This is a genomic window from Sphingobacterium puteale (assembly GCF_050986225.1).
GTDB classification, from domain to species: Bacteria; Bacteroidota; Bacteroidia; order Sphingobacteriales; family Sphingobacteriaceae; genus Sphingobacterium; species Sphingobacterium puteale.
This window is the reverse complement of record NZ_CP158959.1, coordinates 6117164-6135686: the sequence shown is the minus strand read 5'-3', so window position 1 is coordinate 6135686 and position 18523 is coordinate 6117164. Positions and strand designations below refer to the sequence as shown.

The following is an 18523-nucleotide window of genomic DNA, read 5'->3' as shown; positions in this document are numbered from 1 at the left end:
TGAACGTTTCTCTTGGTTTTAAGAATAGACAATTCAATTAAAATAGCATGAAGAAAATCCTCTTTTCCTTTATTTTGGCAGGTATTGCGTTCAGCACACAGGCTAAAGTCACATTACCACATGTTTTTGGATCGAATATGGTACTTCAGCAAGGAAAACCAGTGGTGGTATGGGGGCATGCAGATCCTCAGGAGAAGATTGAAGTCAGATTGAAAGGTTTGACAAGAAAAACAGTGGCCGATCAAAAAGGAGCATGGAGTGTTACCTTTACTGCTCAAAAAGCAAGTTTCGATGCATTTACTATGGAAGTAAAGGGAGATAATACAATTTTGCTGAAAAATGTTGTTGTGGGTGAAGTTTGGCTATGTTCGGGGCAGTCCAATATGGAGTATACGATGCAATTACGTAAGGGGTATAAGCAGCCTGCTACTGGAATTGATCTAGCGAAGGAGGAGTTGCACCAACCTGAAAATCCAAAAATTCGCTTATTCCTTGTTGCCAAAAAGAAAGGGCCTCTGGGGGATGTGGAAACTAACGGATGGCAAATTGCAGGTCCAAACTCACTTGGCCAGTTTTCCGCTCCGGGTTATTTCTTTGGAAAGACACTACAACAACAGCTGAATGTTCCTGTGGGTTTAATTAGTTCATCCTGGGGCGGCAGTAGAATAGAGCCATGGACACCCTTGGAGGCCTATCAAAACTCCGGTCTCTTTAAGCAGGAGATGCAAAATGGTGAAACCAAAATTGAAAATACCGTCGCCGGAGAAATGTATGAAGCGATGATCCGTCCATTGGCACCTTTCGCCATGAAAGGCTTCATCTGGTATCAGGGTGAAAGCAATCTTATGTTTGAGGATGCACGTTACTATGCAAAACAAAAATTGCTGATCGACACTTGGCGTCGTGTCTGGCAGGATAAAAATATGCCATTTTACTATGTTCAGATTGCACCTTATTATTATAGTAAAAGGAATGACAAAACAAAACATACTGCAGAGGCATTGCCTTGGTTCTGGGAGATCCAGACAAAATGTATGGATATTAAACATTCGGGAATGGCTGTAGTCACGGATTTGGTCGATGACCTTTCTGATATACACCCTTCCTATAAATGGGAAGTGGGGCGTCGTTTGGCACTGTGGCCCCTGGCTTTTGACTATGGCCTGAAAAATACTGTTTTTTCAGGACCGCAATATAAAAGCAAAAAGATCGTAAAAGATCACATTATTTTGAATTTTAAGCATGTTGGCAGCGGATTACAGTGTAAAGGGGATCAATTGACCTGGTTTGAGATCGCAGGGCAGGACGGCAAATTTGTACCTGCTGAAGCGAAGATCGATGGCAATCAAGTGATTGTATCCGCAGCATCGATAAAATCACCAAAACAGGTCCGCTTTGGCTGGAATGAAACAGCTCGTCCCAATTTTTTTAATAAAGAAGGATTACCGGCATTGCCTTTTAGAACAGAGTAGTGTATTTCTGTTGTTTTTCTATTGAAGTACACTACTTTTGAAGTTATCTAGTTGTTACTGAAATTACGAAGTTATAACTATAGTTGCCATCCGGTAATAGAAGGGTGTTATAAAAAAAGGTTTTCAAACGGGGAGAATGAAAACCTTTAAAATAACCAATTAATCCTAAATTTATGATAAAAAATATAATGCTCTTTTATGGGCTTTCCTTTACTGTAACTCGCGTAGTGTCATATAAAGTACTCACCATTGAAATTTGGAAATAACCAATTTAATACGACAAGTTTAGGTATACTGAATGAATTTGTCATCCTGTGCTGTTCTGCTTATGTGAACAAATCAAAATGGCCTAAGATGAATTTAATATATTCGTTTGAAAGTCATTGGCGTTTATATTAAGCTGAAAATTTGTAAATTTGGTCGCTGGTTAAGTGTTTAAACAGCATGCTACCTTTCCTTTTGAAAAGTTAACAATGGATGCTATCGCAGAAAATAAGCTAATGATTTCGCTTTCCCAAGGAGACGAGCACTCTTTTTTTGCTTTATACGAGCGTTACAGCCATGCCCTATTTTCCAATGTTTTCAGAATGGTTAAAGATAGGCAAGTCAGTGAAGAGATTGTACAAGATGTATTCCTAAAAGTCTGGCAAAAGAGGTCCACTATTGACCCCACTCGAAGTTTTAAATCTTGGATCTTTACGATTGCAAAAAATGATGTGATTTCTTGGTATAGAAAATTAGCTAAGGAAACGGCACTGCAGGAAAATTTATATCAACATTTCGAGCAGCTCTACGTTATGGACAAAGAGGGCGATATTCAAGAACAACAGTCCGCATTATTAGAAAGAGCGCTCAATACCTTAAGTGAGCGCAGGAAAGAAATCTTTGTTTTATGTAAAATAGAACAAAAGAGTTACGAAGAGGTTGCTAGAAAATTGAATATTTCCGTATCTACTGTGAGTAATGCTATGGTCAAATCCAATCAACATATTCGCCAATTTGTGCAGGACCACTATGATGAAATTTTAATCATTCTTGTTACTTTCTATTTTTTTTAAAAATAATAAGATAGCGATAGTGTTTTTGCTAGTAAGTTGCGTATTAACTTATAGATATGGCAAAAAAAATAGAAAATATTTACAAGAGCTATTTGAATGGGAGTATCAATCGTGTTGATCTGGATGCGCTCCTTCTGTATTTTGAGAAAGCTGGTGATGAAGAATTGAATGCGCTGACTTCCTTTGCTATTGATGATTTTGAGGCAGATCAAGTCGAAGAATCTTTCGCTGCGCATATCCCGGTTATTAGGCAGCGATTAGAAAATAAACTGAACGAGTCCAAAAAGCTGCCTATCCGTTTAAGATATAAAAAGAGCTGGTGGGCGGCTGCGTCCATTCTTTTTATGGCGGGATTGGCTACATGGTTTTATGCGAAACAAAGCCCCAAGCATTCCGATGTGATAGCCCCTTCGGAACCTATTTTATATGTTAAAGATAAATCTGGTAAAGAAATAGCCATTTTGCCGAAAACGGATTCGATTTGGACAGTAGGCGATATTGCGTTTTCTCGAATCGACAGTCAAACTGTAAAAGTAATCGCAGTAGGTAAAAATCCAAGTTTACAAACGATTTATACTCCCAATTCGGATTTTAGGTTAGTTTTGGAAGATGGCAGTAAGATTACGATGAACGCTGCATCAACTTTACGGTTTCAGCTCCCTTTTACCCCTGCAAAAAGGGAAGTTTCTTTGGAAGGGGAAGGTTACTTTGAAGTCGCCCACGATGCGCGAAGACCATTTACGGTAAATGCTGGTGCGGCAAAAATTGAAGTATTGGGAACTGTATTTAACGTACGAAATTATACGAGTGATGGGCAGGTTACCACGTCCCTTATGTCTGGACGGATAGCCTTGAGTAAATCGGGGACCTCCGAAAGAATTGTTCTCCGTCCAGGCGAAACAGCTGTAACCGATCAGAAAGGAATACATATTGAAAATTTGGCTCCCAAGCAAGCTGTTGCTTGGACGGTTGGCTACTTTGATTACCGGGATCAGTCACTTCGACTTATCTTGTCAGATATGTCCAGATGGTATGGCGTAGATGTCGATACCATCATGCTGCCAACTGATCAATCGATCTATATGAAGGTCCGAAAAAATATTCCATTACAGGAAATGTTGAATCTATTGAATGAAGCAAGTGGTCTAAATTTTCAATTGAACAATAATAAAATCACATTAAAAACTACTGATAAAAAATAACAACTAAATAGTACATTTACCTTAATCTACCATGTCACACCTAACCGAAAAGCAACCGGTATTTTTGCGAAAATACCTGAGTTTGGTTGCTGGAATTGCCTTGATGAGCATGATTGACCCCTATGAATTACATGCGCAACAGGTACAATTGAATTTTAAAAATGCTGATGTCAAAGAAGTGATTACGAGTTTATCGGATCACTACGGCTACGAATTTGTCTTTGACGGCAATCTGCTCAAATCGGCGCACCCGATCAGTGTTAATCTGAAACTATCAAGCGTCGAAGATGCTTTATCCATTTTGTTTAAGGATCAGCCCTTCGGCTATCGGTTGGAAAACAAACGGATCATTCTCTATCGTAAAGCTGTATCAACCAATAGTCAGCTTGTACACGGAAAAGTAATAGACAGTTTGGGTAATACCATTCCCGGCGTGTCTATTCATAATTTACAGGATGATAGTCAGACGATCAGTTCCGGAAATGGTGACTTTGAACTGGATGTTGCTAGTTCAGACATCCAATTGTCTTTTAGGCATGTTTCTTTTAATGAAAAGGTCATGCACTTCAGTCCGGAACAAATTGCTCGGCCCATCCGTGTGATGTTGAGTGCAAAGGAGTCTATGCTCAACGAAATTATGATAACGGGATATCAGCGCATCAGCAAAGAACGTAGTCCTGGAGCTTATACGAGTATTAGCAATGATCAATTGAACAAACAGATTAATACCGATTTGACTTCCGCATTAGAAGGTCAGGTGGCTGGATTGACCTATATCAAAAATCCAACGCGCTCCGGTGCAGACAGCCCCGTACTTCGGGGCATTGGCACCTATTCCAGTCAGGTAACCACCAATCCACTCATTGTTGTCGATGACCTGCCGACGGAGTTCACCTTGAACGATATTAACCCCTATGATGTTGAGTCCGTTACCGTTTTGAAGGATGCGACAGCGGCGTCCATTTATGGTGCCCGTGCGGCCAATGGGGTTATCGTCGTGACCACCAAAAAAGGGAAGGGGCAAGGTGTTTCCGTGAGCTTTAATATGGACCAATTCATCACACAGAAACCGGATATCTCCAAAATGCACTATGCGCGTACATCGGATTTAATTGATTATGAAATTGATGTATATAAGAAGGAGTTATCCCGTTATGCGAACAGTGAATCGCTATTTAATTACTACGGAAGGCTTGGAAGTGGTAGTCTAAAATATTATTCACCACTGTATGATCTATTTCGAAAAGAATCCATTGGTGCGATTAGTCAGCAAGAACGCGAAGCAACGATCAATTCATGGCGGAGCAACGATTATATCAAGGAGTTTACGGAAAATGTCTGGCAGAATGAAATACGTCAACGTTATAATGCGAGCATCTCCCAGAATTCCAGTAAGAGCAATACCTTTGTTTCTTTTAATTATGATAAGGGTAAGGGACAGGTGGTCAATGAAAAGAATGATAAATTCAATCTGTATTTGAAGTCGGGGTTTAATTTGACCAAATGGTTGTCTGCAACAGTAGGACTGAATGGTACGTATACAGTAAATAAAGAAACCGACGGCGTTTACAATAATGTGTTCTTGCAACCACGTTATGCTCGCATCAAAGATGAAAGTGGCAACTTAGTTTATACGCCGTACGTTGAATTGTCCAGTTCAGTAGGACCGGGCTCTGCCATTAACGGCGAAACGGCGGAACAAATTGCTGCTAATGGAAATCTAAAAAGTACATCCTTTAATGTGCTTGAGGCATTAGGAGAGGGCATTGAAAGTAATAAAAGTTTAGGCCTTCGTGCTTTTACATCGTTGCGGGCCAATATTTACAAAGGACTTTCTTTTCAGACACAGTTTTCATATGAATTGGGCCAAGCAGCACGTGAAAGCTTCTACGATGAAGATAGCTACATGATGCGCGTTGCATCAAATGCGATGGTCAGTTACAATGATGCGACGGGTATTTATACCAAGAACTTACCTGCTGGGGGACGTTACTATCAATTTGAGAGCAAACGCTATAGTTACACCTTTCGGAATCAGTTTAACTACGATAATACCTTTGGACAATATGGTCAACATCAACTGACAGCACTGGCCGGATTCGAGATGCGACAGTCACATGTACCACGCTCAATTGAACAATTGCTTTTAGGGTACAATCCAGTAACATTGACTTCGACCACAATTGATTGGGCTACCTTAAGTAAAACAGGAATAACGAGTTATGTGTACGGGGGAAACAACCGATTATCTGATTTGAATGGCGGGGCGCAAACAGAAACTTTACATCGATATACTTCACTTTATGCCAACGCAGGTTATACATATAACAATAGATTTAACTTGACTGGAAGCATACGGGTAGATCAAGCAGATCTATTTGGTGTAGATCCAAAGTTTAAATATCGTCCTTTATGGTCCGTTGGAGCAGGCTGGAATGTCAGCAACGAAAGCTTTATGAAAAATGAAGACTGGTTGAATTCACTCAAACTGCGGGCTACATATGGTATTACCGGTAACGTGGATCAAGCCAGTTCCAGCTATGGAACTGCAACCTGGAAATCGGATAAACTTTTTCCTTATCTACAGTATTTGGAACAGAGATCATTGCCAAATCCGATGTTACGCTGGGAAAAAACAACAACCACCAATTTAGGGGTGGATTTTTCGATTTTCGATAATCGTCTTTCGGCTAGTATCGATGCCTATAATAGATATAGTTCGGATTTGTTGGTCAACTCAGTATTGGACCCTACTGTGGGAGCCAGTTCCCGTGTGATTAACAATGGTGCGTTACGGAATAAAGGTATTGAATTTAATATCAATGGAGTTTGGTTGAAGAAGAAAGATTTAACGGCGAGCACACAGCTGGTATTTTCCTTCAATAAGAACAAGGTGGAGAAAGTGAACGGCTTAACATCTACAGCACAATCGTATGTCGGTTCGCCAAGTAATTACTTTTTTAAAGGAAGTAGCTATAATTCAATTATGGCATATCGCTACGGGGGCATGGTGAATGGTTATCCATATTTCTTGGATCAAAACGGTGAATCAAATGTTGTTTTTGACGAGAACGGTACTCCGACAAGCATTAAAGATATTACCTCGCCAGATGCATTGGTGAATATGGGGACACTGTTTCCCAAATATACAGGTTCCATCAATCAACGTTTGCGCTATAAGGCTTTTGATCTTTCGGCCATGTTTGTCTTTTCGGGCGGACATAAACTGCGTAAAGATGCAATCGACTTAGCTAGTGATAAGCTGACAAACGCTGGTTTGATCAATCGATGGGCAGAAGGTGCGGATAATGATTACCCAAGATTGCTGGTTGATTATCCTGACAAATTGCGTACCGACGCGAGCAAACTATCTACCTTATGGCGATATAGCGACAAGCAGATTGTTTCAGCAGATTACATCAAGCTGCGAAATGTGGCCGTCGGCTATCAATTACCAAAACAATTAGCGCAGAAAGCTGGGATGCAAAACGTCAAATTAACCTTGCAGGTGAATAATTTATGGACCTGGAGCGCCGCTGGTGATGACATCGATCCAGAAGCTTATTCGCTCAATAGCGGAACACGCAATTTGCCGCTGGCTAAATCATTCCTCATGGGGCTTTCATTAACTTTTTAATCTGAATCTACGATGACTTTTAAAACTTTGGCGGCGGCATTTGTGACTTTACTGGTCTTTTCCGCCTGTGACAAATACCTCGATATAACACCAAAAGGCTCACAACTGGTGAGCACAGCGCAAGATTATTACGACTTGGTTGCTTATCCCAATAGAGGGTATCCCATCAATAACTTTCAGTATTTGGTCGATGACCAGTATTTGAAGGAATCCAATGTAATTGGTTTGACACCTAATATTAACACGATCAACTTTTTGTTTCAAGAACAGGAGGATCGAGTAAGTCGCATCACTGCATCAAGCTTTTACAATCAGTGCTATAAATACATTGCACAGTGGAATATGATTATTTCTTTGGTTGATGAAAGTACAGGAGATAGTCAATTAAAGACCCTAGCCAAGGCTGAGGCCAAGATGTATCGAGCCTTTGATTATTTCCACCTGATTAATGTCTACGCCAAAGCCTATGATGCGAATACTGCTTCTCAGGATGGCGGCGTCTGTATCATGGATAAATATGACCTGGAAGCTATGCCCGTAAAATCGACGGTACAGCAGGTATACGATTTTATCCAAAAGGATATCGAGGATGCTTTACCGCATTTGCAGGAAAAACCTACAAACCCCTATCATCCATCCTTAGCCTTTGCCTATGCATTGAAGGCGAAGGTACATCTTTTCAAAAGAGAAATTGTTGAAGCACAAACTGCTGCTGAAAAAGCATTGCAGCTTAATGGGCAGCTAATTGATCTTGTTCAGTATGAAAAGTTAGGTGGTCCGAGTAAGACGCCTATAATCGCTGAAAATAATCCAGAAGTATTGAGTTACATGTATGTGAATGGCTATACGGAGATGAACTTTGGTTACAGCTATATCTTAAGCCCGGAATTGACAAGCATGTTTGATAAGGAAGACAAACGTTTTAGTCTATTCTACACGACCTCAAATGCCAGTTTTCTGGATATTGGCGCTGGAGCAAGTTACTACAACGTGAAATACACTGCTTTTTTCTTTCCCACAGTAGGGCTGAAAACACCGGAGATTTATTTGATGTTGGCCGAATGTTATGCCCGTCAGGATCAATTTGCCAAGGCTATTAACATGTTGAATACCTTACGTAAAACCCGGATCGAAGGCGATAAAGCAATATTGGCGGTCCCAACGACCCGAAAAGAAGTGATGAATCTAGTGATAAACGAACGTCGTCGGGAATTGCCAATCGGTTACCATCGTTTTTTCGATCTGAAACGCTTGAATCTAGAACCTGATTATGCCAAAACGCTCGTTCGTGTATTCCCGATTGTCAATAAGACGGTGGAGCAAAAGACCTATACATTGGCTCCGAATTCACGAATGTATATTATTCCATTTCCATTGGATGCGATGAAGTTAAATCCAAACCTACGGTTGAACACTGATGAAACTGTACCGTTTTAATATATGCTATTACATTACACATGAAAAACAAAATTATCTATAGTACCCTTGCCTTGCTTTTGTCCGGCGGTATGGTTCAAGCTCAACAGAGCCTGAGCAAGACGGACACTGTAAAATCAAAAAATGATCTGAATGAAGCTTATAGCAAGATTTTAAATAAGAAGAAAATTGCCCGGTCTGGCGTTTTTAACGTCGTAGAGTCGGAAAAGAAATGGTATTTGGAAATACCGGATAGTTTATTGAACCGCTATTTTCTGACGGTAACGCGCTTGGTGTCTGCTCCACAGGGATTCCCAATGTATGGTGGTGAAAAACTGAATGAACAGACACTTTATTTCGAGAAAGGCCTGGGTGACCGTATACAGTTGCGGGCAGCAATTTATAAACAAGATGCCCCAGAAAACGATGCCATACGGACCGCCTTAGTACAGTCACAAGAGGATCCTATTATCGCGATTTTAGATATCAAAGGACTTAATCCGGCAAAGAACGGCTATCTTATTGATGTGACGGATCTTTTTCGGAAAGACAATGCTGCAATTTCATTTGATAGTAAGATAAAAAGCGAAAATAAACTATCTTCATTGGCGGATGACCGATCTTTCATTACAGACATGAAGGTCTTTCCCATTAATTTGGAAGTAAAAACAACAAAAACCTATTCGTCGACATCTGGCACACCAGCGGCAAGTTTGACTGGGGCAATGACTTTTACAACCAATACCTCCATGGTACTGCTTCCAAAGGTGCCGATGAAAAAGCGGATTTTCGACGAACGTGTAGGGTATTTTGCAAACAAGTATATCCTATTCACCGATAAAGATCAACGTTCTAAAGCGTTGAATTTTATACAACGCTACAGACTTGAACCTAAAATCAAAGATGTGTCGCGATACTTAAAAGGTGAACTTGTAGAACCACAAAAGCAAATTGTGTATTATATCGATCCCGCGACGCCCAAGAAGTGGCGCCCTTATCTCATCGCAGGTATCAACGACTGGAATGTCGCATTTGAACAAGCCGGATTTAAAAATGCGATTGTAGGCAAAGAATGGCCTGAACAAGATACCACCATGAGCCTTGAAGATGCACGTTTTTCCGTGATTCGTTATTTCGCTTCTGAAAAAGCAAATGCCTATGGACCGCGGATCTCAGATCCTAGAAGCGGTGAGATTATCGAAGCGCATGTCGGCTGGTATCATAATGTTATGAAGCTCGTTCAACAGTGGTTTATGGTACAAGTGGGGCCATTAAACAAAGCTGCTCAAAAAATGCAGCTGGATGACGAAGTGATGGGGCAGTTAATTCGCTTTGTTTCCTCACACGAAGTGGGACATAGCTTGGGTCTGCGTCACAACATGGGGGCAAGCAGCCAAACACCGGTCGAGAAATTGCGCGACAAGAAATGGGTGGAAAAAAATGGCCATACGGTATCAATTATGGATTATGCACGTTTCAATTATGTCGCTCAGCCCGAAGATGGTGTGGGGTTGTCTGGTATATACCCGCGTGTAGGCATGTACGATAAATGGGCTATTCAATGGGGGTATCAATATCTTCCACAGTTTTCAAGTGGTGAAGAAGAGCGCGGCTATCTTACAAAACAGGTGACAGACAGCCTGACGGCTAACCCGAAGTTATGGTTTGGTGGTGAAGGAAACAATGAGGATCCGCGTAGTCAGAAGGAAGATCTTGGTGATGATTCAATATTGGCAAGTACCTATGGTATCAAAAATCTGAAAAAAGTAGTTACTCATTTGGTGGATTGGACTCATGAACCTGGCGATGATTATAGCAACCTAAAGGATATGCATAGAGCTGTCCGAGGACAATTTAATCGTTATCTCTATCATGTGCTAAAAAATATCGGAAGCCAAGAGATTACGAATAAAGTCCGGGGTCAAAAAGGAGCCGTCTACGCAGCAGTTCCCAAAGAAAAAGTGAAAGCAGCAGTACACTATGTAAATAATAATGTATTCGCTCCACCCTTGTGGTTATATCCTGACAATATACAGTCGCTCATTGGAATAGACGCCAATAAAGAAATAAATGATCAACAAGAGCAGATGCTCAACATGCTGATGAGTCCCGGCTTGCTTTATAATGTTTATGTCAAGTCTCTAAGTAATGAGGATCCTTACACCTTGAATGAATATTTGGAAGACGTTGGTCATGGGGTATGGACATTGCCCGGTGGGGATCTTCGGATGGATGCCTTCAAACGTGGCCAGCAACGCTATTTTCTGGAACGGGTAAATCAAGTTGTCAACCCGAAAATCGGACCAGGGTCGGATATCATTACACAGGCGCAGCGCAGTGACGTACAACTGTATGTCAGAAATTATCTGCCTAGTTTGATTGAGCAGATCAATCTGCTTCATGCCAAGCAAACAGATCAACTCAATAAGCAGCATCTGAATTTGATGCTGCAAGAAATTAAACGTATTCAAAATCAAATAAACAAAGACTAAAATGAAAAGTAGATTAAAAAAAATGTATGTGGCATGTGTGATCGGCTTCATGCTGGTTTCTTGCCAATTAAGCGGGCAGGATAATGCACAAGCACAGCGCGACAGATTATTTAAGGCCTATATGGAGGTGAAACAGGATATCACGGATGAGAACTTTGCTGGCAGTAAAGAGCATGTCGTTCAGTTAGAAAAAGAAGTACAGAACTTTCGGCTAAAAGGTTTGCAGCTCGATGATATGATGCGCCTCAAGAAGGTCAGTCAGACCATGAAGACAGATGCTGCCGGCTTGAAATCTGCGCAGGATATGAAGGCAATGAAGGTTTCCTTCTCTGCAATTACGCAATCCCTATTTACCATAATGGAAACGATGAAATGTACAGATGAAGCCGTTTACTTACAATATTGTCCCATGGAAAAAGGCTATTGGTTAAGTTATGACAAGGAGATTGAAAATCCTTACGCAGCTTCTATGCGCGAATGTGGACAATTGGTCAAAGGGATGGCGACAGGAGATTATCCTGAGCCCGTAGCCTGCCATTAAGGGGCGCCATACAAGAAAATTACAACAATTCAGGTAAGTTCAGGACACTTTAGTGTCCTGAACTTTTTATTTTAGGGGTTTGCAAACTCAATAAATAAACCTATGTTTAAAATTCGAATTGTCTTGCTTGCATTGCTATGCGTTACGTCTGTTCTGATGGCCTTAGCACAGACGCAGAAAGAAATACATTATCTTTCAGGAACAGACAATATTCACACGGTGAATTGGGACTTCTGGGTGACAGGAGGACGTAAAGCAGGAAAATGGGATAAGATTGCAGTGCCGAGCCATTGGGAACAGCAGGGATTTGGAGCTTATAATTATGGACGTGATTATGTAACCTATGGAAAAAATTTTGTATTTCATGATGAGAAAGGTCTGTATCGGCATCAGTTTACTGTTCCAAAGCATTGGAAAGGTAAGAAAATAAGCTTGGTTTTTGAGGGTTCGATGACGGATACTGAAGTCAAGGTCAACGGCCAGATCGCTGGAGATATCCACCAAGGTGCTTTCTATCGGTTTAAGTACGATGTTACCGACAAGATCACCTTTGGCAAGACCAACATATTAGAAGCCACTGTATCGAAGATGTCTTCCGATAAATCCGTTAACAATGCGGAGCGTCTGGCGGATTATTGGATTTTAGGCGGGATTTATAGACCGGTGTACCTTGAGGCGACGCCACATGAACATATCAGCTGGACAGCTATTGATGCAAAAGCAGACGGAACTTTTCGAAGCAATGTGCATTTGGAGGACTTGTCTAAAGCTAATGATCTATTGGTAGAGATCAAAGATTTAAAGGGGAATGTGATCTCAACTCAGAAATTTCCGATTACTTCGGAAGATTCAGTGAAATTGGTCGAAATGAAAGTAGAAAAACCGTTGTTATGGACAGCGGAGACACCAAACCTATATCAGGTTACCTATACCCTAGTAAATGGCAAGAAAAAAGGATATCAATATCAGGATCGTTTTGGTTTCAGGACGATCGAAGTTCGCCAAGGAGACGGCATTTACGTCAATGGTGTGAAAGTGAAGATGAAAGGTGTGAATCGTCATGTATGGTGGCCCGAAACCGGACGTTCGGTGAACGCCCAGTTGGATCTGAATGATGTTAAATTGATCAAGGAAATGAATATGAATGCGGTACGCTGTTCGCATTATCCGCCAGATCGGTCGTTTTTAGCTTATTGCGATTCATTGGGCTTATATGTTTTGGATGAATTGGCCGGGTGGCAAAAGGCGTATAGTACCGTTGTAGGTAAAAAGCTGGTGCAAGAAATGGTTATCCGAGATGCCAATCACCCTTCTATCATACTTTGGAGTAACGGTAATGAAGGCGGGCACAATAAAGAACTCGTAGACGAGTACAAAAAATATGATCTTTCCGCACGAACAGTGATCCATGCACACCATAGACCGGGAAATGCAATCAATGGAATCGACTGCAACCATTATGAAGACTTTTATTCAACAAAAAAAATTCTGGAAGGTCCAAATATATACATGCCGACCGAATTTCTCCATGCACAGGATGACGGTGGCGCCGCAGCAGGATTAGCAGATATATGGGAGTTGCACTGGAATTCCAAATTGGGTGCAGGCGGATTTATCTGGGATTTTGCAGATGAAGGTATCGTACGAACAGATTTCAATAATGTGATTGATGTCAACCGGGTAAATGCCCCGGACGGAATCCTTGGACCACATCGCGAAAAAGAAGGAAGTTTCTATGCCATTCGGGAGATCTATGCACCTGTGCATATTACGATGAAGAAATTACCTGCTGATTTCAATGGAACTATTCCGGTGGAAAATCGTTTCCACTTTACCGATCTAAAAGCGTGTCGATTTGAGGGTAAACTGGTTACTTATCAACAGCCCTATGCGGATGAATCGGGCATGGATTCGGTGCTGAACCTGAAAGTAAATAGTCCCGTAGTGGCTCCTACGCAACAGGGGGCTTTGCAGTTGAATTTGCCTGTTGACTGGAAGCAGTATGATGCACTGTTATTGACTGCGACTGATCCACAGGGTGCGGAAATCTATACCTGGACATGGCGGGTAAGATCCAATCAAGCTCTTACTGCTGAAATCCTACCCTTGAAATCTTTTACCGATGTTGAAGCGAAAGAAGACAGTGTGAATTATATCCTTAAGGCAAATGGGATAACTGCTTTTGTTTCTAAAAAAACAGGATTATTGGTTGATCTGGCCAATGATTATAGCATGAAATTAGCTTTCAATAATGGTCCGGTGCTTATCGATGGTCAGTCAGAGCTGAAGAGCACTAAACGTTGGCGAGAAGGAAAAAATGAGGTAGTCGAGTTTATGTTTGATGGTAATCTAAGCTTTATCCGTTGGACGATGCGTCCGGATGGTTGGTTGAAACTCGATTATGCCTATAACATGAAAAAAGCGGCACCTTATGCGGGAGTGAGCTTCAACTTTCCTGAAAACTATATTATCGGTGCCAAATGGCTGGGAAATGGCCCTTATCGCATATGGAAGAATAGGTTGCAAGGTGTTACGCTTAATACATGGGAAAAAATGTACAATGATGGAAAAGCCGGTATTGGTCAATGGACATTTCCTGAATTTAAAGGCTACTTTTCGGATGTCAGTTGGGTACAATTCAATACCGTTCAAGGAAAGTTTTTGGTCGCAACAGATCAAGATGATCTATTTCTACGGCTGTTCGAGTTTTATGGGATTTCAGGTCCCAAAGGATATCCGCAATTGCCTACTGGAGATATTTCCTTTTTGGACGCTATTCCTCCAATTGGAACAAAGTTGGCCCTGGGGATAAATGGTAATGCCGCAGTGAATGGACCTGCAGGAGAATCGAATCAAATGAATAAAAATGTAAACCGGACACTCTATTTTTACTTTGGTACTCCGAAGGGCGAAAAAGAAAATACGCAATTCGTGATGCCTAAAATAAATGTATTGACCGATTAATATCCCGGTTCACACATAAAAAAGGCTTTTCTATTTTAATAGAAAAGCCTTTTTTATGTGTGAAGATCAATGGCATCAGGTTTATTGAATGTCGGGAATCAATTCGGCTTGACCTGTTATTGTATGTAAGAGAAACCCTTGATATATTGATTTTGGACTGCAGTTGAGGTTATTTTCTTGAGCCGTACATCCTTCAATTGAACTGTCTGAATTGGAAGTTCCGAATTGCCGTTGATCTTTGAAATAAATTCACCTATTTCTACATCAATGTTTGAAAGATAGACGTTCGATATGGGCGTTAGTTTTTTGACTTTGGTTGGTACCAAGTTGCGCCATTGATAGAGGACATCGGTATCAATTCCAAGTATACCCTCTTTTACATTTTGGGCTTTAATATTTGAAAAATAAATGTTTTTAACATAGCCACCCATACGCTCATTCGTTTTGATAAACAGTAAATGCATCAATTTTTCATTGGGTAGGACCGTACAATTGTTTACATAAATGTTTTCAATTCCACCCGAGAGCTCGCTCCCAACGGCAAGCAATTGGTGACCATCGCGGATCTCGCAATTACGGATCACAATATTTTTTGTTGGTGTTTTTAATCGCCAGCCTTCCGGATTTCGGCCTGATTTCAATGCAATAGCATCATCACCTTGGTCAAAAATGCAATTCTCAATCAATACATTCTGACTCATTTCTGGGTCGATCCCATCATTGTTATGACCATGGGCATAGATGTCGATCCCACGTACAAGGACATCTTTCGTTAAGTAGAGGTGCAACGTCCAAAAAGGACTGTTTCGGATCTTAATATCTTCGACTCTAACATGTTGACAACGGTTGAATTGAATAAATTGCGGTCTGAGATTAGATGTGTCATTGACCATAAGGCGTTGTTCGGCAGGTATTCCATCTTGTGCCCAGTTATAAAGATTTTTGATGCTCTCCATATGTGGTTTCGGTCTTGGAAACCATTTCTCCCAAACAGTAAGATCTGCTTTTATGGTTCCCTTACCGGTAAGGGCAACATTTGTCGCTTCATAGGCATAGATCAGCGGGGAGTAGTTATAGCATTCTAGTCCTTCCCAACTACTGTGAACAGCAGGCAGATAGTCCTTGGGGTCTCCCGAAAATAATAACGTTGCTCCTGCACTGATATGCAAGTTGATATTACTTTTTAAGTGTATAGTCTTGGTGTGCCATTCGCCTGGCGGAATGATGATATTGCCCCCAGAAGTTGTCGCCATGTCAATTGCCTTTGCAATTGCGCTGGAAGTACTTTTCTTATCTCCTTGCCTGGCACCAAAATCGCGGATATCGTAGTTTTTACAATGCTCGAAATTGGGAACCTTAAACGTTGGAATTTCAAATGGAGCCTGAATGTTGATCTCTTCCTGTGCGATCTTGCCTGTTTGTGCAAAGCTTAAGCCAACGAACGAATTTAATAATAAAATGATTGTAAAGATTGATTTATATGTCATAATTGATTGGTAATAAGTTCTGAATGAAGCCCTGGGGCTAACTAATTAAAGAACAATAATTGTTAAAAATAAAGAACTATCAGCTTTTCGCCTAATCTTACGGAGCAGGACAGTACAAGGTGGTTTGGAAAATAATTTATCGTCTATCTGAAATACTTCTCGGTATGTTTTTGCAGCTTCGGTTAGTTGTTCGGCAGTTGTTTGGGAATCGTCCGGTAGCTGTTCGAGACTGCTTCGGGACAGCGAGGGGACGGCGTTGGCGCTTATTCGATTGTTGTTCGGCTTCGTGTCGGAGCCTACCCGAAGCCCACCCGAAGCGTTGTCGAAGAAGGGTCGAAGTAGTTGCGAAGCATTCTCGAACTAATCCCGAAGCTAAGTCAAATAATGTAGGGACTTGAAGGGACTTAAAGGGAGTTTAAGGGAGTTTAAAGGATCGTAGTTGGTCTGCCAATTCGCGAAAATGTCGCGTGTTTTGCGTGTACGGAAAAGTTCGTAAGAAAAAGGATTCAATGCTTCCAACAGATGGCAAAAAAACGAATAAATCATGCCTAAGTGCTGAGTTACCGTAAATAATTCAACGGGGCAAAAAATAGATGGCGTCCCGTCGAAAGTTTCGTGCCAATAGTAGGAACAATATTGTTGGATTACCATTATTTTAGGTTAGTTTCCTCTATAACAAAGATATTACGTAGCTGCTTGAAAAGCCGATAGTAGACTTGTTTTCAGACAAATTGATAGGATAGGGCAACTAGTGGGTATGATGTTCAGGATACTACAGGACAGCTCTTGTTAAAAATGTTGATACTTTTAGGGATAACTACTTATTATAAGCGTCCTTAGACGCAATCAATTCTAAAAGGCCGTTCATTGCATGGAATGGATTGATAGGTTAGGGGGAAACATATTTATAAATCTAAATATTATGAAAAAATTCTTTCGTTTTTTACATCTACTTACCTCACTTGTGTTGTTGTCTACAGCACATGCGCAAGAAAAATTTCCGGACGGAACAGCAATCTCAAAATGGTTTGAAACTGTAAAATCGACCGATATCGGAACGCTCGGAAAGAAATTTTTGATCACTGATTTTGGTGTAACGACAGATAGCACCATTGTGCAAACGGCCAAAATCCAGCAAGCAATTGATAAAGCCTATACCAGTGGTGGGGGAGTGGTCGTCGTACCGAAAGGTATCTATTTGAGTGGGTCATTATTTTTTAAGCCAAAGACACACCTATACTTAGAAGAAGGAGCTGTATTAAAAGGAAGCGATGATATTGCAGATTTTGCATTGGCAGAGACGCGTATGGAGGGGCAAACGGTCAAATATTTTTTGGCGCTTGTCAATGCAGATCGGGTGGATGGTTTTACAATTTCAGGCAAGGGTACGCTCGATGGAAACGGGTTACGCTACTGGCGGTCTTTTTGGCTTAGACGGCAGTTTAATCCAAAATGTACAAATATGGACGAAATGCGCCCGCGCTTACTCTATGTATCCAATAGCAAAGATGTACAGATTTCGGGCATTCGCTTAATCAATTCTCCCTTCTGGACCTCTCATTATTATAAATGTGAAAACCTCAAATTGATCGGCTTACATATTTCAGCGCCAAAGGAACCTGTCAAGGCACCTAGTTCCGATGCAATCGATTTGGATGTCTGCCGTAATGTATTGATTAAGAATTGCTACTTGTCCGTTAACGATGATGCGATCGCATTAAAAGGTGGGAAGGGGCCGAATTCCGATAAGGATACTAACAATGGTCCCAATTCAAATATCATTATTGAAAATTGTTTTTTTGGATTTTGTCATAGTGCACTGACGTGCGGAAGTGAGTCAATTCATAGTTATAATGTGATTTTTAGAAACAACACGCTGGATAAAGCGCGTAAGCTGTTGCAGCTAAAGATGCGTCCGGATACACCACAGGAATATGAAAATATTTTGATTGAAAATGTAAAAGGAAATGTCAATAGTCTGTTGTTTATCAAACCCTGGACCCAATTTTTTGATTTAAAGGGCGAGAAAGATATCAAAATGTCTTATGCGAGAAATATTGTCCTGCGTAATATTGATCTGGATTGCGACATTGTTTTTGATGTACTCAATTCGGAGCAATATGTATTATCGGATTTTACATTTCAAAATATGCATGTCCGTGCGAGTAAAGATCCTGTTATTCATAAGGAATACATTAAAAGATTTGTTCTAAACAGTGTAACCGTTAATAATAAAAAGCAATAATATCTATCA

10 protein-coding genes are annotated in these 18523 nt (G+C 40.9%); 9 read left to right on the top strand and 1 reads right to left on the bottom strand.

What is annotated here, in order from left to right; all coding sequences use genetic code 11:
• The first annotated feature begins 47 nt into the window (after positions 1-47).
• From ABTV71_RS25610 to ABTV71_RS25575, 8 genes are all read left to right on the top strand, one after another.
• Positions 48-1472 carry a sialate O-acetylesterase gene (locus tag ABTV71_RS25610; protein WP_433901528.1) on the top strand — a complete coding sequence of 475 codons (1425 nt, stop codon included), beginning with the start codon at positions 48-50 and terminating at the stop codon, positions 1470-1472.
• 473 nt (positions 1473-1945) lie between these two features.
• Entirely contained in the window at positions 1946-2530 is a 585-nt protein-coding gene (locus tag ABTV71_RS25605) for an RNA polymerase sigma factor (protein ID WP_433901527.1), read from the top strand.
• 56 nt (positions 2531-2586) lie between these two features.
• On the top strand, positions 2587-3732 hold the full coding sequence (locus ABTV71_RS25600; RefSeq protein ID WP_433901526.1) for a FecR family protein: 1146 nt from the start codon (positions 2587-2589) through the stop codon (positions 3730-3732).
• Between the two features lie 31 nt (positions 3733-3763).
• A complete protein-coding gene (locus tag ABTV71_RS25595) occupies positions 3764-7369 on the top strand; it encodes a SusC/RagA family TonB-linked outer membrane protein (RefSeq protein WP_433901525.1) in 3606 nt (1201 codons plus the stop codon).
• Positions 7370-7381: 12 nt separating this feature from the next.
• Positions 7382-8806 carry a RagB/SusD family nutrient uptake outer membrane protein gene (locus tag ABTV71_RS25590; RefSeq protein WP_433901524.1) on the top strand — a complete coding sequence of 475 codons (1425 nt, stop codon included), beginning with the start codon at positions 7382-7384 and terminating at the stop codon, positions 8804-8806.
• A gap of 20 nt (positions 8807-8826) precedes the next feature.
• Positions 8827-11277, top strand: coding sequence for a zinc-dependent metalloprotease (locus ABTV71_RS25585; protein ID WP_433901523.1), 2451 nt, complete (start codon positions 8827-8829; stop codon positions 11275-11277).
• Position 11278: 1 nt separating this feature from the next.
• A complete protein-coding gene (locus ABTV71_RS25580) occupies positions 11279-11818 on the top strand; it encodes a DUF3347 domain-containing protein (RefSeq protein ID WP_433901522.1) in 540 nt (179 codons plus the stop codon).
• Positions 11819-11920: 102 nt separating this feature from the next.
• Positions 11921-14782 carry a glycoside hydrolase family 2 protein gene (locus ABTV71_RS25575; protein WP_433901521.1) on the top strand — a complete coding sequence of 954 codons (2862 nt, stop codon included), beginning with the start codon at positions 11921-11923 and terminating at the stop codon, positions 14780-14782.
• Between the two features lie 116 nt (positions 14783-14898).
• Here the strand turns inward: ABTV71_RS25575 and ABTV71_RS25570 are convergent, their stop codons facing one another.
• A complete protein-coding gene (locus ABTV71_RS25570; protein ID WP_433901520.1) occupies positions 14899-16269 on the bottom strand; it encodes a glycoside hydrolase family 28 protein in 1371 nt (456 codons plus the stop codon).
• Between the two features lie 922 nt (positions 16270-17191).
• Here ABTV71_RS25570 and ABTV71_RS25565 point away from each other — a divergent pair.
• The gene (locus ABTV71_RS25565; protein ID WP_433901519.1) at positions 17192-18514 is read left to right on the top strand and encodes a rhamnogalacturonidase; all 1323 of its coding nucleotides are present in this window, start codon (positions 17192-17194) and stop codon (positions 18512-18514) included.
• Positions 18515-18523: the final 9 nt, after the last annotated feature.